Below are 18,932 nucleotides of genomic sequence, written 5' to 3'. Positions count from 1 at the left end.
GGAAATGACAATCAAAGCCATTAAAACTGAAAAAGATTATAATGAAGCTATGGAAAGGCTTGAAATAATTTTCGATGCCAAAAAAGGAACTCCTGAAGGTGATGAACTGGAAGTAATGGGTATTTTAATCGACCAATATGAAAAAGAACATTTCCCAATTGACTTACCGGATCCAGTTGAAGCCATAAAATTCAGGCTTGAACAGTTAGGTTATAACCAAACTGATTTTGCTGAAATTATTGGCCTAAAAAGTCGTGCCAGCGAAATATTAAACCGAAAAAGGAAATTGTCACTAGAAATGATTCGTCAATTGCATGACAGGTTAAACATCCCTACCGATGTGTTAATACAGGTATATTAATGACACAAAATCAAGTCGAAAAATCTATTATTACGGGAAACCTTCAACTTTCTACTAATCATAAGTTTACCCATTACGGTGTACTACTTATGTCTTTGGCATTAGTAGTAGTCCCTTTATATGTAATTTCAGAAAAACTGATTCTTAACAAACCATTGAACCTTGGAAAAGCTTTATTCTTCTTTTTCTTAGGTATACTATCTGCATTATTTTTCAAGTGGCTTCAAACGAAAAGATTAAGATTCAAAAAAATAGTCATGTCATTTCCAAAAGACGAAACATTCGCCATTGCAAATAAGGCAATAAGAAAATTAGAATGGAAAATAAGTTCTAAAGATCATAATTACATTGTTGCAAAAGTTTACAACGGTTTTTTATCAAGGGGTTGGGGAGAGCAGGTCACGATTATAATGAATAATGATACTATTTATATAAATAGTATTTGCGATCCCGACAAAAAATCGTCTCTAACTTCCTGGGGCAATAATCGCAAGAATGTTCAGAAACTGATTAATGAAATGAGAACAATTGGAAGAGAACATATAGTCTTAACCAAAACTTAAAATTCCCGTTCTTCAAGGTTATCCGGGTTTTCATTCGTATTTTTACGAATTAGCCCGCACTCCGCACATGAAGTTTAAAAAAACTAAAGCCCGCATAACCCTCGCAGAATTCTTTCAGATCAATTTTGACCAGAGGAATTTATGGGAATACAAAGCCGAAGAAACCGATCTGCTTGCAGAACTGGTTAACCTTATACGCCCAAAGAATTTAAAAACTATATTATCGGTCGACCTGAGTGATTTGTTATTGCTTCTTGAAGGCAACGAGCATTACCGCAATGGTTTGTCACTGTACATAAAGGGCATTCTTAAAAACAAAAAGTTCAGCAAGATACTGACCGATGCCGGAATACTAACCGACTCTGATTTTATATACGAAGTAAAAAAACGGCTTTTTGCAAAACTGATTCCCGAACAACCTGAAAAAGACACACTGGAATACCTGTTGAACCAGGTCTTTTTCATGAAGTCTGACCCGAAATGGCTGCGTATCATTCCGCAGGAACAGATAAGCGAATTGTTCGACCTGCTTAACTTTAATGCCATTTACGTTACCAGTAAACCCGGAAGCCCATTGGCAGAGCTGCTTTTTGCAATGGAAGTTATCATACACCGTATTGCAGGACGCGCACTGGAAACAAGTGTAATTAAAATGGTTCCCGAGTATGAAAACCTCGAGAGTCCGTTTTTGGCTTTCCAGAAAGAATTTGCCCTTATATCGGAAAAGCTTCAGGAAGAGCGACGTAACTTCATCACTTCGGAAGATCTGGGCTACAAACAGCTTATGATACTGCACCGCCAGTGTCTGGATTATGTTCGCATAGCTTTCCGCAACAGCGATAAGTATGGAATATCACTCCGTGTAAACCAGAACCTGTTGCGCATCAGGCAGCAATTACAGCGTTTAGACACACTTTTACCACTTTTGCTCATTGAGACAGCCGAAGACGGAAAACAACACACTATAGAGCTTGCAATGGATCTTATTACCTATAATTGTAATAAGACCAACGTTCGTAAGCTTATAAACGAGAGCACACAGCTATTATCATACGAGGTTACCCAGCACACTGCCAAAACCGGGGAGCATTATATTACCAAAGACCGTAAAGAATATTTCAGGATGTTTTGGCGCGCCTTTGGGGGTGGTGCCGTTGTAGGAGTACTTTGTATTATTAAAGTCTTCTTGTCTAAAATGGACACCAGTGCTTTTGGGCATGCCTTTTTTTACAGCCTTAATTATTCTATTGGGTTTATTGCCATTTATGTTCTGGGGGTTACACTGGCAACCAAACAGCCCGCCATGACTGCATCGGCATTAATTAGCGCGCTGGAAGCCGACCGTAAAAACAAAGATCTCCCGGACGATGAAAAACACCGCGTATTCGCTGAGTTCTTTGCACGTGTCTTCCGTAGCCAGTTTATTGCTTTTGTAGGTAACGTTATGACTGCATTTAGCGTTCCGTTATTACTAATCTGGTTAATAGACATCACCTTTAACTACAACCTGGCACTAACCAAATGGTTTACCCTTATAAACGACCTTAGCCCTATACACTCATTGGCCGTACTGCATGCTGCTATCGCAGGGGTATATCTTTTCCTTTCGGGTATTATAGCCGGTGCCGTTGCCAACCGCGACAAACATCAGCATATGTACTACCGTATACAGGAGCATCCGGTATTAAAAATGAGCCTTGGGCGTACCCGAACCAAGAAGCTTGCCAAAGTGTACGAGAAGAAATGGGCAGGTATTATATCCAACTTTTGGTTTGGTGTATTTATGGGTACCACAGCGTCTATAGGTATTTTTCTGGGACTGGATCTTGATGTAAGGCACATCACTTTTTCCAGCGGAAATCTTGCACTAGGATTGTATGGTGCCAACTGGAATGTAGCCACCGATGCTATTATATGGGGTGTTGTTGGTATTGTTATAATTGGTATGGTAAACTTTTTGGTAAGTTTTGGCTTATCTATGGGTTTGGCATTCCGTTCACGAAACATTCCGTTATCCGAAATACGCCTTGTAGCCGCGTCCATATGGAAACATTTCAAACAAAAACCAGGTTCGTTTTTCTTTCCTAATTTCAGGACAAAGAGCAGGGATTGATTGACACTTGATTGAACACGGATAACGCAGATCTTAGCAAAAACCACAGATTTTAAACAAGTGCGAGCTAAGGCATTAAACTTTGTGGCGTAAAGCAAATTACCTGAATCGGCGTTAAAAAGCATTCGCTGTTTGAGCGAAGCGAGTTCGAATGGTTTAGCAGATGAAGGCAATTTGTAGCCTAAGAAGTTAGAGCCTTGAATTTTTGTTTCTTTTGTTTCAAGACAAAAGAACATTATTTCCCTAACGTCCGAATCTTATCAGACGTTACAATAACAGCCCTATAACCATTATTAGCAAGTTTAATTAAAGCCCTGGCAATGGTTTCGGCCTTAATGCTTTTGTATTTTGCAGCGTTTCCAACCAACAGCGGATTAAGCAGCCACATAAAACCTTCGGCTATTTTCTCCATGACGCGGTTGTCTTTTCTATGGGCAACAATCAGCGAAGGCTGAAGGATATGGGTTTTAGCTATTCCCTCATCAAGTACAGCATCCTGCATTTCCCCTTTTATGCGATTATAGAAAATGCTGCTATCAGCATCGGCGCCTATGGCAGAGATTACCAAAAAAGTTGAAATTCCGTTTTCTTTGGCCAGTTTTGCGGCAGTCGCCGGAATTCCAAAATCTATTTTCTTGTATGTTTCCTTGTCCGGAGTCTTCGCTTTGGTAGTACCAATACAGCAATATACTTCATCGGCAGTAAAAACATCTTTGTATTTTTCAAGTTCAAACAGGTCAATTACATGATCTTCTATCTTCGCATGGTTTATATCGCTTTTGCTTCGCGAAAAAAGCTTTACCGTCTCATAGCGGTCATCGGCAAGCAAAAGCTTAAGCAGCTCGCTACCCACGCCACCACTTGCTCCTAATAATATGGCAGATTTTTTCATAGTAAGTTGTCTGTTTGTCCACATGAAGGTACGAAAAATAATTGAGGTAGTCAGTTTTCAGTTGCAGACAGAGTTTCTTCATTCCTCACCCCGACTCTCTCCTTTGAAAAGGGCTCGGGTGAGGACAACAACTTTTTTAGTAAATGTTGCTAGTAGTGACTACTTATACACTATTTGCAATAGTTAAATCTGTGATAATCCGCTTAAATCCGCGTCATCCGCATTCCAACAATAACAGCTATGTTGTAATTTTGCATTATGGAATCGCCCGAACCCCAAATACACCTGCGTAAAATAATCCATGTAGACATGGACGCTTTCTACGCATCGGTAGAACAGCTCGACAACCCCGAACTCAGGGGCAAGGCACTTGCTGTAGGCGGTGGCGAAAGCCGTGGCGTAGTGGCAGCCGCAAGCTACGAGGCGCGTAAGTTTGGTGTTCGCAGTGCTATGAGCGGTTTTTTGGCGAAGAAAAAATGCCCGCATTTAATATTCGTTCGCCCCAGGTTTGAACGCTATCGTGAAATATCCCAACGCATACGCGAGATATTTCTTGAATATACCGATCTGGTAGAACCGCTTTCGCTGGATGAAGCTTACCTCGATGTCACCCAAAATAAAAAAGGCAACCCAAGTGCATCGCTTATTGCGAAAGAGATAAGGCAGAAGATATTCGATAAGACAGGCTTAACGGCATCGGCAGGTATATCCATCAATAAATTTATTGCCAAGGTTGCCAGCGACTACAACAAGCCTAACGGACAGAAAACCGTAAACCCTGATGAAGTCCTGGAGTTCCTCGAAAACCTGCCAATTGGTAAATTTTATGGTGTAGGTAAAGTAACCGAAGAAAAAATGTACCAACTGGGCATATTTACGGGCGCTGACCTCAAACTAAAAACAGTTGAATACCTTACAGAACATTTTGGTAAATCGGGTGCATATTATTATTACGTGGTGCGTGGTATACATAACGGACAGGTTAAACCCGACAGGCTGGTAAAATCTGTAGGGACTGAACACACTTTTTCTGAGAACTTGGTATCTGAGATGTTTATGCTGGAAAAACTCGATGACATAGCCAACGAACTGGAACGTCGCCTGAAAAAGAAAAAGATTGCGGGTAAAACCGTAACCCTTAAAATAAAGTATTCCGACTTTACGCAGCAGACACGCAGCAAGACCCTTCCCTATTTTATATCGGACAAAAGCCTGATGCTGGAAACTGTAAAAGAATTGCTCTATCAGGAAAAACCAAAAGATTCGGTACGACTATTAGGCATATCACTGTCGAACCTTAATACCGAAGAATCAGGCGTTAAAAAACCAGTAGCGGTACAATTGAAGTTTGAGTTTTAAAAGTCAGATATTTAAGTAACACACTAACTTACTATAGTCAAGATTCAATTTTAGCTAACCAAAAAAGGCTATCCTTCCGGATAGCCTTTCAATATAATTAAGAGGAAATTAATCCCTGCTTGAAAGCTTAGCAAATAGCCTTAAAAATTCTACATAAAGCCATACGAGGGTAACCATAAGCCCCATTGCACCAAACCACTCCATGTATTTAGGCTGACGCTGTTCTGCGCCTTTTTCTATCAGGTCAAAGTCAAGAAACAGGTTAAGCGCTGCAATTACAATTACAAATACGCTTATACCAATGCTCATCCATGAGCTATCGTTAAATCCGCGTCCTACCATCTGGAAATTAAACAGCCATGATGCCAGTAAACTTATAATATAGTACGTAGCAATAGCAATTGTAGCCGCTATAACTACCGACCTGAATTGTTCTGTAACTTTTACAACCTTAAACTTGTATAATGCAAGGCATACTCCAAAAGTTACAAATGTAGCTCCAACAGCCTGCAATGCAACTCCCGGATACATACTGTCTATAACTACCGAAAGTCCTCCAATAAACAAACCTTCAAATAAGGCATATGCCGGAGCAAGATATTGTGAATATTGTGGTTTAAAGGCCGAAGCGATTACCATAATTAGTCCAACTACTGCACCTGTAATCATAAACGGAAACGGATTGCTTCCATTCATAATCATATACCATACGGTAAAGGCACCTGTAAGAAGCAATAATAAAAGTATAAAGCTTTTGTTCATTGCACCACTAACAGTCATGGTGTTGTTGAAGTCTATAAGCGCGTTACCCTGTGCGTCATACACCTGGGGAGTTCCTTTTGTAAAGGACTTATTGCTTAAAAATGGGTTTTTAGATTTTAGTTCCATCGATTGTGTGAGTTTAATTGCATTTCAAATATAATGAAATTAAATCAAAATGCATGCCGCGGTTATTTTGGCAGAAAGTATTTTACTACAGAAAAGAGTTTGTTAGAAAAAGAAACTACAAAACTATGATTGATTACTGATTACCACTATTTAGCAACTTCAATAGAAACCATCATATGGCCACGGCTCTTTTTGTCGCGAATCTGCATGTACGCTTTTTTAGAAAGGTCAATATCAAACCCTCCTGAAAAAGGACCACGATCGTTTACTTTTACAACAACCGATTTGCCGTTACTAAGATTAGTAACTTTAATTTTTGTCCCGAAAGGTAACTTTCTGTGTGCTGCAGTAAGTTTACTGTTGCTAAAGCGTTCGCCGCTGGCAGTACTCTTTCCGTTGAATTTTGCCGCATAATACGAGGCCTTCGCACTCCTGTCATACGAACTGAAATCTCCCTTAGACGACGAACAGCCCGCAAGGGCTGTTAGAAGTAATAGTATAAGTATGCGCTTCATCATAAATTATTCAGCAGCAGCGTCAATGATTTCCATTTTCACTTTAAAGCTACCGGTACCTTTTTTAGAGGCAATTTCCATGAAGGCTTTTTTTGTCAAGTCTATTTCCAGCTTTTTGCTAAAAGGCCCGCGGTCGTTTACTTTAACATCCACAAACTTTCCGTTGCTTTCGTTAGTAACCCTTACCATCGTGCCAAAAGGCAGTTTCATGTGGGCAGCAGTATATTTGTGATTGTGAAAACGCTCACCACTGGTGGTTTTCCTGCCGTTGAATTTATCTGCGTAGTAGGTTGCCATTACATTGTCCTTATACAGGGTAAGTTTTGGCTCTGCAGGTTTTGCTTTTTCGGCTGCTTTTGCAGCGGCATCTTCTGCTGTAATGGTTTCGGTAGAATCTAAAACCGTAGCAATAAGATGTTTTTCTGTTTTTTTTGTTTCGGAAGCTGTTTCACTTCCAGTTGTAAAGCCCGTTATTATTAGTAAGACTAATGAAACACTAAAAACGATAATACTATTCTTCATAATTATTATAATTTTCCCGTAGTTTAACAAATAACATGCCATGAGACACAAAAAGCCTTCGGGAGGCTTTTTAAAAAGGTTTAGCTAAGCCATTGGCTCCACGGAATCCTGCTTAAAAGCAGTACTAAACCTATGGCATAAAAAATTCCAATTTTCTTAAATTTAACGCTACTTTCTGTAGCTTTTTTATGTGTAGACCACCCTATCGTTATAAGAACAATAGCTATCAAATTGATAAGCGGGTGCTCAACGATCATCTTTCTAATTTCGGCGTTTTTCATAACTGCGCCCATTCCTAATTGTTTTGCTGTTTCCATATACGGAGACACGAAAAGCAACACTAAACCAAATACAAACTGCAGGTGGGTAAAAATTAAAGCCATAAGTGCAATCTGTCTGTCTTTTGGCAGAAACGCCCTTTTTTGAGATAAACCTACAAACGCATTAAGCGCAGCCAGGAATAAAAATACTAATACGGCAAATGCCCAGTAAGAGTGCAGGTCTAAAATACCCTTGTACATAGTTTTGTATTTATTAGGAACGCAAATATAACACATTACGTATAAAAACGACCTTAAAAACCCCTGTTAATTAGTTGTTAACGCTTATTTAGAGCCTGTCTAAGAAGCAATTAACACCGTTAAGCCCCGAGAGGTAAAGGGGTTACACCCATAAAAAAGCCAATGTTAAGTTTTCAGTTTTTGCACTTTTAGCAAACCGTTTTTTAACGTTAAGATGCCTCTAAACCAAATTTTTTAAGCATTCTGTAGTGCGATCTTAACGCTTCAAAAAAGGTTTTGCTCTCAATATAGGGTATATCAAATTCGGCAGCGGTAACTTTTACAATTTTGCTGATTTTGCCATAATGCACATGGCATACTTTAGGAAAAAGGTGATGCTCAATCTGCATATTTAAGCCCCCTAAAAAGAAAGCAGCGATGCGGCTATCAGCAGCAAAATTAGCTGTAGTACGCATTTGGTGTTCTGCCCAGGCTTCTTCTATGTTTCCTGTCGCATTATCCGGCATGGGAAACTCTGTTCCCTCCACAACGTGCGCTAACTGAAACACCAACCCCATAGTAAGCCCCTGTGCAACGTGCAATGCCAGGAAACCAATCATAAACTGCCACCACGTTATATCAAGCACCAGTAATGGCAATACAATAAACAGAAAGTAATACACACCTTTTGCAAAAAACAGGTTGAAGTATTCCATCTTTGGATGTTTTACTACTGTCTGTCCTACCTTTGGCTGAAAGAATTTCTTATAGTCTTTTCTAAAAACCCACGACAACGACGCTAGGCTATACAGCGGAAAAGCATACCAATGCTGATAACGCTGAAGCCTGTTTACAGGTTCTTCATCAGATATTCGTATCAGCCCGGGAGCAACATCTATGTCTTCATCGTGACCTGGAATATTAGTATAGGTATGATGCACTGCATTGTGGGTAATTGTCCACACATACGGATTGGCACCAACAAGATTAAATACAGCACTGAATATCCTGTTAATAGTTGTATTAGAGGAAAAAGCCCCATGTATTGCATCATGGCAGATATTAAAGCCTACAAAGGCACAAAACATACCAAGAAGCATCGCCATTGGCAACATCGCCCACGCTGTAAATACGTTAGATATAATCAGTCCGTACAATAACACAAAACCACCAAGAAAAATCGCGGTTTTAACCCACATGGTAGTGTTAGCATTGCAGGACTTGCTTGAGGTTTCAAAATAGTTGTCTACCCTTTCACGGATGGTTGCCATAAAAAGGGATTTGGATGCACTTTTAAATTTTAATCGGGTATTCATAAGCGTAGAATCACCACAACGATTTATACCGGTCATGCAGTAATATGCATAACCAGATGACAGGGGGGATTTCTATATTATCGGGATACCGGAATTTTTTCGGAAGACCTCCTTAGCTGTAGTATATATATAAACGCAATATTCACGCCATTAGTTTAAAAAAACTAATTATTTAACTTTTATACTTACAAATTGTCACTGTGATATTATTTATTATGATTAATTTTTAAAAAAAGCTACCCTATTAACTTCACCCCCAAACCCATTCTCAAAAGAGAGGAATCCGGAAGTAATTATGCTTAAAATAGACCAACACATTTGAGGCAACCTGAGTCTTCCCCTCGAAGAGAATAGGGATTAATATAAAAAACAAAACCCCGAAGATTACTCTTCAGGGCTTGGTGTTTTTCAGTATCGGAAATCCGACAACTATCAACCGGCAACTATTTCCCTAAAAACTTCTCTAATAAGAAAGTTGTAGAACTGTCATGTGTTTTGATGTCTTTTGAGTTTATTTCGTCAAGAATAGAGTTTGCCAATTGCTTGCCAAGCTCTACACCCCATTGGTCGTAGCTAAATATATTCCAGATAACACCCTGTACAAATATCTTATGCTCGTATAAGGCTACAAGCGAACCAAGTGTTTCCGGCGTTAACCTTTTAATTAATAATGTATTTGTTGGCTTATTGCCATTGAACACTTTAAACGGACGTAAGTAATCTGCTTTATCAGCAGCTACACCCGCTTTGTCAAACTCCGCCTGTACTTGTGCTTCCGTCTTACCGTTAAGTAACGCTTCAGTCTGTGCAAAGAAGTTAGACATTAGTTTATCGTGGTGGTCTTTATTGCCGTGAAGCGGCTCAATAAATCCTATAAAATCTGTTGGAATCAATTTTGTACCCTGGTGAATCAGCTGGAAGAAAGCATGCTGGGAGTTAGTTCCCGGCTCACCCCAGATAATTGTGCCCGTTTGGTAATTAACAGGTTTGCCATCGCGGCCTATACTCTTACCATTGCTCTCCATAATTCCCTGCTGAAGGTATGGCGCAAGCTTTTGAAGGTATTGTGTATACGGAATCAGCGCTTCGCTTTCGGCACCAAAGAAGTTGTTGTACCAGATGCTAAGCAATGCCAGCACTACCGGAATGTTTTTATCGTGTGATTCGGTGCGGAAATGCTCGTCCATTTCGTTAGCACCTTTCAGTAATTTATCAAAGTTTTCAAAACCTACTGCAAGTGCAATTGTAAGTCCTACAGCACTCCAAAGTGAAAAGCGTCCGCCAACCCAGTCCCACATCGGGAAAATGTTGTCTTCAGCAATACCGAATTCGGTTACTTTCTGAATGTTCGTCGATACCGCCACAAAATGTTTCGCCACATCTTCCTGAGAAGCTGTTTTAAGAAACCATTCCCTTGCAGTTTCTGCATTGGTAAGTGTCTCCTGCGTTGTAAATGTTTTAGAGGCAATTACAAACAATGTAGTTTCGGGATTAAGCCCTTTAAGGCTTTCCATAACATGGTCGCCATCTACGTTAGATATAAACCTGACATTAAGCTGGTTCTTGTAGAATTTAAGCGATTCTACAACCATAGCAGGGCCGAGATCAGATCCACCGATACCAATATTCACCACATCGGTAAACGCCTTGCCTGTATATCCTTTTTTGCTTCCGCCGATGACAGCATCGCAAAACTGTTTTATTTTGTTTTTAACCGAATAGATCTCCGGCATTACATTAACGCCGTCTACTTTAATATCGGCAGTTGAAGGCGCACGAAGTGCAGTATGCAATACAGCCCTGCCTTCGGTACGGTTTATAGCATCTCCTCCAAAATAAGCATCAATAGCACCCGAAAGGTTAGCCTGTTTTGCAAGATCCTGAAGCAGCTGCACTGTTTTTTCGCTGATGATATTCTTAGAATAATCAACTACAAAATCGTTCCACTGAATATTGAATTTTGCTGTCCTGCCTTTATCCGAAGCAAACATGTCTTTCATAGATGCATTCTGCATCTCCGCAAAATGCTGCGTTAGTTCCTGCCATGCAGCAGTACCCGAAGGATTGATGTTTTCTAGTGCCATTATAATGTGAATTTATTTTGAGAATTTGATGTCTGATATACTGTCTAACTCCTTTTTAAGCGGAGTCATATACGCCTCAAAGCGCGGCTTATCTTTAGAGCTCATAGGTTCAGAGCTTGGAAGTTTCATTCTGAGCGCGTCTACCTGCACCCCATTTTTCCAGAAGCGGTAGCATACGTGCGGTCCTGTTGCAAGGCCGGTACTGCCAACCTTACCTATCACATCGCCCTGCGATACCCTTTGCCCGTTCCTTACGAGTATTTTACTCATATGCAGGTACTGGGTAGAATACTGCCCATTGTGCCTAACCTTAACAAAGTTACCGTTACCGGCGGTATAGCCTGTACGCTCTACCACACCGTTGGCGGTAGTCATAATAGGTGTACCATGCGGAGCGGCATAATCGGTACCGTTATGCGCTTTCCAACGTCCCTGTACGGGATGGAAACGCCTCGGCGAAAATCTTGAACTAATACGGCTGAATTTTAGCGGCGCTTTCAGGAACATGCTTTTAAGCACTTTTCCTTCTTCGTCATAAAAGTCAACTTTCTTAGAATTAGGGTCACGCTGAAATGGAAATGCATAAATACGCTTTCCTTTATATTCAAAGTACGATGATTCAATATTTTGCAATCCGGCGTAGGTAGTGCCGTCTATGTATTTTTCGTTTACCGCAACAGCAAATTTATCGCCTTTCTGAATTTTAAAGAAGTCAATAGACCATGCATAAATCTCAGAAAGTTCATGTGCCAGGGCTGGTGTTGCCCCTGCATTTGCCAGTGTTTCAGACAACGACCCTTCAATTTCGGCTACGATAAGCCTTCTTTTAATGGTCATTGGCCTTACATGCTTATACGCTTTTGCGATTGAGTCACGAAGGTCTACCACATAATAACTGGTAGCATCGGGTTCATACACAAAAACCTGAAGTTTGTTTGGATTCTTCTTGTCTTTAAGTAAAGTAAACGGCTTACCTATTCGTATATCCCTTAAAGCAAACGAATCGCGGATCTTTTCGGTTACAGCATGCACCTGGGCAGCACTATATCCTTCATCACCCAAAATTTTACCAAAAGTGTCGCCGGTTTCTATGGTGTCGTGCACCACTTTAAAGTCGTTTAGGGTAAATCCAAACTCTTTAATTACAGGCTCCTTTTTTATGGCAGCTTTTTTGGGTTTTGCGGTATCTTTTTCCTCGTTCTTACAGGCGATTAAGCTAAATAGTAACAGTATGACGGTTAAGTACTTCAATTTGTGTAGTGCAGTTTTATCGGTTATACATTTTCACCCCATGTCTTTAGCTCTTCTTCAGACCATAGCTCAGGGAAAAATATCCTCCTTTGGTATTTAGGGTGCATGTATTTCTTCCAGTCACTTCCGCCGGTAGCTTCCTGCGGGCCAGACTGGCTTTCAATATATTTCTTAGCGGTGTTAAGGTGTCCCATAACCCAGGTAACATTTACCGTATAGTCGTAGTGGCGCATTGCCTTAACCAGCTGAGGGTCGTTTTGGCTCTCTTCCGGCAATTGCCTGAATTTCTGCCAAATGTTAATCGTGTTGTATTCTTCCATCCAGCGAAGGAACTCGCCCTTGTACTTACGCTCAAATTCTGCCAACAGGTACGATTTCTCGCCTGTTTTGTGGTCTTTACCTGCTGCCTGCCAGTACAAATGCTCCAGTGCATGTTCGTATGGCGTATTACGATCTATTGTAGCACGGAAACGGTAATCTATAAGGTTGATAAGATCTGTAGATGCAAATTCAATAAGCCTGTATTGTGCGCTCTGGAAACCACTTGCCGGAGTAAGCGTATTCCTGAACTTCATGTACTGGTCTATTTCCATACCATCGCCCATAATATCAAACGATGTGGTAAGCATGTCGAAGTAGCGGCTAATGCGCATTAACCTTTCTGTAAAGAAAGAGGTAGTAGGTGCAGCATTGTGGCAAAGCTGCTCTACCTCCCAAAGTATCATTTTAAACAAAAGCTCGTTAACCTGGTGGTACATGATGAAAACCATTTCATCGGGTAGCGTAGTGCGTTGTATTTGCAGGTTAAGCAGGGCATCGGTTTGTATATAATCCCAATAAGTAATAGGTTTAGACCAAAGCAGGCCTTCAAGGTGGGTTTCAGTTTTTTGATTTATAGCTTTGAACTTTTCATCCAGCTGCTCTATCTTTTCCTGTATTGGGTTTGTAATCTCCATTATTATTTTGCTTTTACTTTAAGCGGGTGCGTTAACCCCTTATATTCTTCAAGATCGGCTTTAAGCGATCCTACCGCAAGGCTTGCTTTTATCCTTAGCGGAACTTTGTTGTCATCATCTGAAATCCAGACAGTTAAACTCTCCTCTTCCTTAAATACACGGCCTGCCTGAACCAGCGGCCTGAATATCATTGTAGAAACGGTTCCAAATTTAGTTTTTAAATCTTCCCTGCCAATGAATTTAAGCTTAAATTTTACTACCTCATCATCAAAAAACATGTCAACATTTATCGACTCGCCTACATTAAGCTTATCAACTTTGGGATGGTTCCTTAAGTAATAGAAGGTAGATACAATGTCCTGAACATTTTCGGTTACAGAAAATGTTTTCTGGCTTTTGTGCTTGTAGTCTTTAACGGTAACCGTGTTGTTATCCTGATTAAAAAAACCTTCCTGGTTCTTGGTATATCCGCCTTCGTTTATCTTTCGCACATATTGGTAAGGTTTGTTGGTAACCTTATCAAAATAGCTTTCGTACTCATCCTGCACTTTAAAGAAAAACTTCGTCATTCCGGTTGTATAACCTTTCCCTACAACATGGTACACTTTCTTGTTGTCCTTTACTGCATCTTTTACCTCCAGTGTGGCATACCCGGCATTCACGACGCCATAATGTATCCTGAACTTAAAGTATTCCCCCGTGGTATAAGCGCTCTGTGAAAAAGCATTAGAAGCAGTAAAAAGCAATAAAAATGCAATCAGTTTCTTCATTTTAATTTTTTTTGTTGGTGTTTAGAGCCAATAAATGCAATTTCTGTTCCAAAGTTAAGAAAACAAAAAAACCCAGTCAAACAATGACCGGGTTTTTATGCTATTAACCAACCAAAAAACTATAAATTATGAAAAATTTACCTTGCTCAATCGGAGGTCTATGAACACCTCCTTTTTTGCGAGTGCAAAGGTATTAACTTTCTGCAAATTTATATGCTAAAATTTCACTTTAACAAATATTTCACAAAAACAGCTCTCAATTTTGGCCTTATTTTATATTATTCTCAGAAATTCAGCCTTTTTACAAAGTACCTCTTAATTCCTGCTCACGTTCAATCGACTCAAAAAGGGCTTTAAAGTTACCCGCACCAAAGCCCCTGGCACCCATTCTCTGAATGATTTCAAAGAAAAGCGTAGGACGGTCCTGAAGCGGTTTTGTAAATATCTGTAACAAATACCCTTCTTCATCAGCATCCACCATGATAGCCAGCTCCTGAATTTTTTGAATATCTTCTTTAAAAGCATCTTTATGCTGACCAAGACGGCCTGGTACTGCATCATAATAAGCCTGCGGTGGTGCAGAAAGAAATTCTACTCCACGAGCCTTAAGGTCTGATACCGTTTTAATGATATCATCAGTAGCGATAGCAATATGCTGAATGCCCGGTCCACCATTAAAATCAAGATATTCCTCAATCTGCGATTTCTTTTTACCTTCTGCCGGCTCATTGATAGGGAATTTAATCCTTCCGTTGCCGTTACTCATTACCTTACTCATAAGTGCAGAGTATTCCGTGTTGATCTGTTTGTCATCAAATGAAAGGAAGTTTACAAAGCCCATTACTTCTTCATACCACTTAACCCATATATTCATTTCATTCCAACCCACGTTACCTACCATGTGGTCTACATATTTAAGACCTGTAGATGCCGGGTTGTAATCTGATTTCCATTCCCTGAAGCCCGGTAAGAAAACACCATTATAGTTTTTACGCTCTACAAACATATGTATTGTTTCGCCATACGTATAGATACCTGCGCGAACTACTTCACCAAACTCATCAGTTTCAACTGTTGGCTCCATAAATACTTTAGCTCCGCGCTTTGTAGTCTCTTCAAAAGATTTTCTTGCATCTTCAACCCAAAGGGCTGCTACCCTTACACCATCACCGTGTTTTGCAAGGTGGTCGTTAAGCGGCGAGTCTGCCGTAAGTGGTGAAGTTAGCACGATACGAATCTTATCCTGCACAAGAACGTAAGATGTTCTGTCTCTTAGTCCTGTCTCAAGTCCGGCATATGCCAATGACTGGAAACCGAAAGCTGTTTTATAAAAATGAGCCGCCTGTTTAGCGTTCCCCACAATAAGTTCTACATAATCAGTTCCCATTAGGGGAAGGAAATCCTGCGCTCCTTCAAATATCTTTTCAAGTCCGTATTCTACGTTTTTTATTTCGTTGCTCATGATATTCTGTATTTCTGTTCCGCCTGCGCGGAAAAAGTATTAGTTTTTGTTTTGTTTTTATTCATGCCCGAAGGCTCTTTTGCCTCACACCCAACAAATTCCCAAAAGGAGATGATTGAGGTGAGGATTTTCGGTTTACTCAACCCACGATTTATAGTACTGCCCATCGTCTAAGCCCATAGCAACCTCCGTTACCATTAGCGGACGGAAGGTATCTACCATTACAGCAAGCTCTTCGGTAATTGTTTTACCAATGCTTCGCTCCATAGCACCCGGTGCAGGCCCATGAGGAATTCCTTTAGGATGCAGCGTTATATGTCCCTGCTCTATGTTGTTACGGCTCATAAAGTCGCCATCAACATAATACAATACCTCATCACTGTCTATATTACTGTGATTGTATGGTGCAGGAATAGCTTTAGGGTGATAATCGTACAACCTTGGGCAGAATGAACATACTACAAATGTAGATGTCTCAAACGTCTGGTGTACCGGAGGCGGTTGGTGTACCCTGCCTGTTATTGGTTCAAAGTTATGTATGCTAAAGCCGTACGGAAAGTTATAACCGTCCCAACCTATTACATCAAACGGATGCGTAGCATATACAACCTCGTGCATCATGCCTTCTTTCTTGATCTTAATTAGGAAATCGCCTTTTTCATCGAATGTTTCAATTTCTGTAGGCAGTTTAAAATCCCTTTCACAGAAAGGTGAATGCTCTAAGTGCTGTCCGCTTTGGTTCTTGTAGCGCTTCGGCGTATAGAACGGCGCGATACTTTCTACATAGAAAAGGCGGTTATCTTCAGTATCAAAATCGATTTGATAGATCATACCACGCGGAATGATAAGGTAGTCGCCATATTCAAACGGTATGTTACCCATAAACGTTCTTAGCGTTCCTGTTCCTTTATGGATGAAGATCATTTCGTCGGCATCGGCATTTTTGTAGAAGTACTCGCGAAGCGATTTTCTTGGTGCCGCAAGGCCTATTATACAGTCGCGGTTTACAAGCATAGCTTTACGGCTATCCAGGAAATCGTCTTCCGGTTTTAATTCAAAACCTTTAAGCAATAACGACTTTATGTTTTTATCTATAGCAATCTTAGGCTCAACAGAGTATGATTTTACAATCTCTTTTACCTGTGTAGGCCTGTGCACATGGTACAGTAAAGATGAGTGCCCGTGAAAGCCCTCTGTACCAAACAGCTGCTCGTAGTAAAGGCCGCCATCGGGTTTCTCAAACTGCGTATGTCGCTTTTGCGGGATGTTACCCACTTTGTGATATATAGGCATAATAGAAATTTGTTTGTTAATGAATGAATTTATTCCAACGCATAGCGCCTCACTCAGGATTTCTCTTGATGAGGAACTTCAGATAACTCAGCAATCCATGCCACTGTACATTCATAGCAACAAATATCGTAAAAATTTAATTTTATGGCTGAGTTTTTGCGAAAAAATGAATAAACAGCGTGAAGTTGCAACGTTACAAAGCTGCAAAGTTATAAAGTAGGCCTCACCCCACCCCTCTCGGTATTTGGAAATGGGTTGGGTTAAGACCACAAAAAAATCCCAACACCTTTCGGCATTGGGATTTTTAGCAATATATGTGTTTGTTGTTTAAGCCTTAGTTTTTGTATAGCTTACAGCATATACTATAGCATGTATTGCTGCAAAAGCAAGAGAGAAATAGTACAAGCCTGTATCATCAGCACCCTGATGGTGGATAAATGCCACAATTGCAAGTGCTACAACCATACCAATACCCGATGCCGAAACGGTTTTAAAGCTGCTTGCTGTAAAATTCCCTTTATTAAGGAAACTATTTTTCATTCCGTAGAAAAGGTAAAGATCAAATCCTATCATCATCCAAACGATCAGACGAATCCATGTATCAAGCGGAAGGAAAACCATCATGAATAAACATACTGCAACACCTAAAATAGGCACTAGCGGTACTAGTGGTGTACGGAATGCTCTTGGTGCTTCCGGCATTTTTTTACGCATTATCAACACACCAATACATACAAGAATAAAGGCGAACAATGTACCAATACTTGTCATCTCTCCTACTACCCTTGCCGGTACAAACGCTGCAAAAAGGCTTACCACAACCATAAACAACATGTTGTTTTTAGCAGGTGTACGGAATTTTGGGTGAACGTCTGAGAATACTTTTGGCATAAGCCCATCTTTACTCATAGAGAAGAATACACGGCTCTGCCCCATAAGCATTACTAATATTACCGATGCATATCCACCAAGAATAGCAAGTAAAATTGCACTGTTTAGCCACGGGTATGCTGGCGTTATCAATCCGCTTGGGCCAACAGGACCCATAGCGTCAATCGCAATAGCCACCGGTGCAATACCGTCTGCTCCTGCAAATGCCTGGTAGTTTACAACTCCCGTCATTACGTGTGCAAACAATATGTATAGTAATGTACAGATACCTAACGATAAAAGAATACCTATTGGCATATCCCTTTTCGGGTTTTTAGCCTCCTGTGCTGCTGTAGATACTGCATCGAAACCAATATAAGCAAAGAATACAATAGCTGCCGCACGAATAATACCGCTAAAACCAAACTCACCAAATGTACCTGTATTCTCAGGGATATAAGGTGTAAAGTTTTCCGGCCTTATATACTGCCATCCCAGTGCTATAAACACTAAAACTACAGTTACTTTAAGCATTACGATTAACCCATTGATAAACGCCGATTCTTTTGTACCTCTCATAAGCACAAACGACATTACCATTACAATGAATACCGCAGGTATATTAATAATACCGCCTTCAAACGGCGATAACATGTAGTCTTTATCTAAATAAATACCATAACTCTCGAGAAACTTACCGAGGTACCGCGACCAGCTTATAGATACTGTAGCAGCCCCCACTGCGTATTCCAGAACTAAGTCCCAGCCAATAATCCACGCTACAAATTCGCCCATAGTGGCAAATGAATAGGTGTAGGCACTACCCGCAACGGGTATCATAGACGAAAATTCGGCGTAGCAAAGACCGGCAAAAATACAGCCTAAAGCCGCTACAAGAAACGAAATGGTAATTGCCGGGCCGGCGTTTTGCGCTGCGGCAAGACCTGTTATAGAAAACAGACCCGCACCAATAATGGCGCCCACTCCCAACGCTGTTAAACCGCTTGCGGTAAGTGTCTTTTTAAGACCTTTTTCAGACTCGCCAGCTTCGTCCAACAGGACATTTAATGGTTTTCTTTTCCAGATAGACATAGAGTATATTTAATTTTTGAAGTCCCAAATATAGGGTTTTTATAAAAATTATGAAGTTTTTAACGAAAAATGTCTTTTTAATAAGGATTTATTCGGGGATTTGGTAATGCGGTTATTTGTTTTCA

The 18,932-nt window shown here is 40.4% G+C and carries 18 protein-coding genes; 5 read left to right on the top strand and 13 right to left on the bottom strand.

The window, feature by feature from the left end; all coding sequences use genetic code 11:
* The first annotated feature begins 4 nt into the window (after positions 1-4).
* The 3 genes from ALW18_11055 to ALW18_11045 all read left to right on the top strand — a co-directional run bounded on the left by ALW18_11055 (position 5) and on the right by ALW18_11045 (position 3,037).
* The gene (locus ALW18_11055; protein ID AOE53005.1) at positions 5-361 is read left to right on the top strand and encodes a DNA-binding protein; all 357 of its coding nucleotides are present in this window, start codon (positions 5-7) and stop codon (positions 359-361) included.
* On the top strand, positions 361-924 hold the full coding sequence (locus ALW18_11050; protein AOE53004.1) for a hypothetical protein: 564 nt from the start codon (positions 361-363) through the stop codon (positions 922-924). Before ALW18_11055 ends, ALW18_11050 begins: the two co-directional genes overlap by 1 nt.
* 118 nt (positions 925-1,042) lie before the next feature.
* A complete protein-coding gene (locus ALW18_11045; protein AOE54389.1) occupies positions 1,043-3,037 on the top strand; it encodes a recombinase in 1,995 nt (664 codons plus the stop codon).
* Between the two features lie 235 nt (positions 3,038-3,272).
* Here ALW18_11045 and ALW18_11040 read toward each other — a convergent pair whose 3' ends face one another.
* Entirely contained in the window at positions 3,273-3,929 is a 657-nt protein-coding gene (locus tag ALW18_11040) for a nucleoside-diphosphate sugar epimerase (protein ID AOE53003.1), read from the bottom strand.
* 258 nt (positions 3,930-4,187) lie between these two features.
* Here ALW18_11040 and ALW18_11035 point away from each other — a divergent pair, with 258 nt between their 5' ends.
* On the top strand, positions 4,188-5,288 hold the full coding sequence (locus ALW18_11035) for a DNA polymerase IV (GenBank protein ID AOE53002.1): 1,101 nt from the start codon (positions 4,188-4,190) through the stop codon (positions 5,286-5,288).
* 108 nt (positions 5,289-5,396) lie between these two features.
* Here ALW18_11035 and ALW18_11030 read toward each other — a convergent pair whose 3' ends face one another.
* The 11 genes from ALW18_11030 to ALW18_10980 form a co-directional block, all read right to left on the bottom strand.
* Positions 5,397-6,176, bottom strand: a complete 780-nt coding sequence (locus tag ALW18_11030) for a hypothetical protein (GenBank protein ID AOE53001.1) — start codon at positions 6,174-6,176, stop codon at positions 5,397-5,399.
* Positions 6,177-6,322: 146 nt separating this feature from the next.
* On the bottom strand, positions 6,323-6,691 hold the full coding sequence (locus tag ALW18_11025; protein ID AOE53000.1) for a hypothetical protein: 369 nt from the start codon (positions 6,689-6,691) through the stop codon (positions 6,323-6,325).
* A 6-nt stretch (positions 6,692-6,697) separates the two neighbouring features.
* Positions 6,698-7,213 (bottom strand): hypothetical protein, encoded by a 516-nt coding sequence (locus ALW18_11020; protein ID AOE52999.1) that lies wholly within the window; start codon positions 7,211-7,213, stop codon positions 6,698-6,700.
* A gap of 80 nt (positions 7,214-7,293) precedes the next feature.
* Complete coding sequence (locus ALW18_11015) at positions 7,294-7,734, bottom strand: hypothetical protein (GenBank protein AOE52998.1); 441 nt, start codon at positions 7,732-7,734, stop codon at positions 7,294-7,296.
* 209 nt (positions 7,735-7,943) lie between these two features.
* Positions 7,944-9,029, bottom strand: a complete 1,086-nt coding sequence (locus ALW18_11010; GenBank protein ID AOE54388.1) for a fatty acid desaturase — start codon at positions 9,027-9,029, stop codon at positions 7,944-7,946.
* 443 nt (positions 9,030-9,472) lie between these two features.
* Positions 9,473-11,113, bottom strand: coding sequence for a glucose-6-phosphate isomerase (pgi, locus tag ALW18_11005; protein AOE52997.1), 1,641 nt, complete (start codon positions 11,111-11,113; stop codon positions 9,473-9,475).
* Positions 11,114-11,125: 12 nt separating this feature from the next.
* Complete coding sequence (locus ALW18_11000; GenBank protein ID AOE52996.1) at positions 11,126-12,364, bottom strand: peptidase M23; 1,239 nt, start codon at positions 12,362-12,364, stop codon at positions 11,126-11,128.
* A gap of 23 nt (positions 12,365-12,387) precedes the next feature.
* Positions 12,388-13,320: a tryptophan 2,3-dioxygenase gene (locus tag ALW18_10995; GenBank protein AOE52995.1), complete on the bottom strand. Its 933-nt coding sequence runs from the start codon at positions 13,318-13,320 to the stop codon at positions 12,388-12,390.
* A 2-nt stretch (positions 13,321-13,322) separates the two neighbouring features.
* Entirely contained in the window at positions 13,323-14,090 is a 768-nt protein-coding gene (locus ALW18_10990; GenBank protein ID AOE52994.1) for an ATP-dependent exonuclease, read from the bottom strand.
* Between the two features lie 301 nt (positions 14,091-14,391).
* On the bottom strand, positions 14,392-15,552 hold the full coding sequence (locus ALW18_10985; GenBank protein ID AOE52993.1) for a 4-hydroxyphenylpyruvate dioxygenase: 1,161 nt from the start codon (positions 15,550-15,552) through the stop codon (positions 14,392-14,394).
* 135 nt (positions 15,553-15,687) lie between these two features.
* The gene (locus tag ALW18_10980; GenBank protein AOE52992.1) at positions 15,688-16,845 is read right to left on the bottom strand and encodes a homogentisate 1,2-dioxygenase; all 1,158 of its coding nucleotides are present in this window, start codon (positions 16,843-16,845) and stop codon (positions 15,688-15,690) included.
* Between the two features lie 19 nt (positions 16,846-16,864).
* Here ALW18_10980 and ALW18_10975 point away from each other — a divergent pair, with 19 nt between their 5' ends.
* Complete coding sequence (locus tag ALW18_10975; protein AOE52991.1) at positions 16,865-17,065, top strand: hypothetical protein; 201 nt, start codon at positions 16,865-16,867, stop codon at positions 17,063-17,065.
* A gap of 107 nt (positions 17,066-17,172) precedes the next feature.
* Here ALW18_10975 and ALW18_10970 read toward each other — a convergent pair whose 3' ends face one another.
* The gene (locus tag ALW18_10970; GenBank protein ID AOE52990.1) at positions 17,173-18,807 is read right to left on the bottom strand and encodes an amino acid permease; all 1,635 of its coding nucleotides are present in this window, start codon (positions 18,805-18,807) and stop codon (positions 17,173-17,175) included.
* Positions 18,808-18,932: the final 125 nt, after the last annotated feature.

The sequence above is a fragment of the Flavobacterium psychrophilum genome (genome assembly GCA_001708385.1).
Classification (GTDB): Bacteria; Bacteroidota; Bacteroidia; order Flavobacteriales; family Flavobacteriaceae; genus Flavobacterium; species Flavobacterium psychrophilum_A.
Note: the sequence above shows the minus strand (reverse complement) of the source record. Positions and strands in the feature narration are given on the sequence as shown.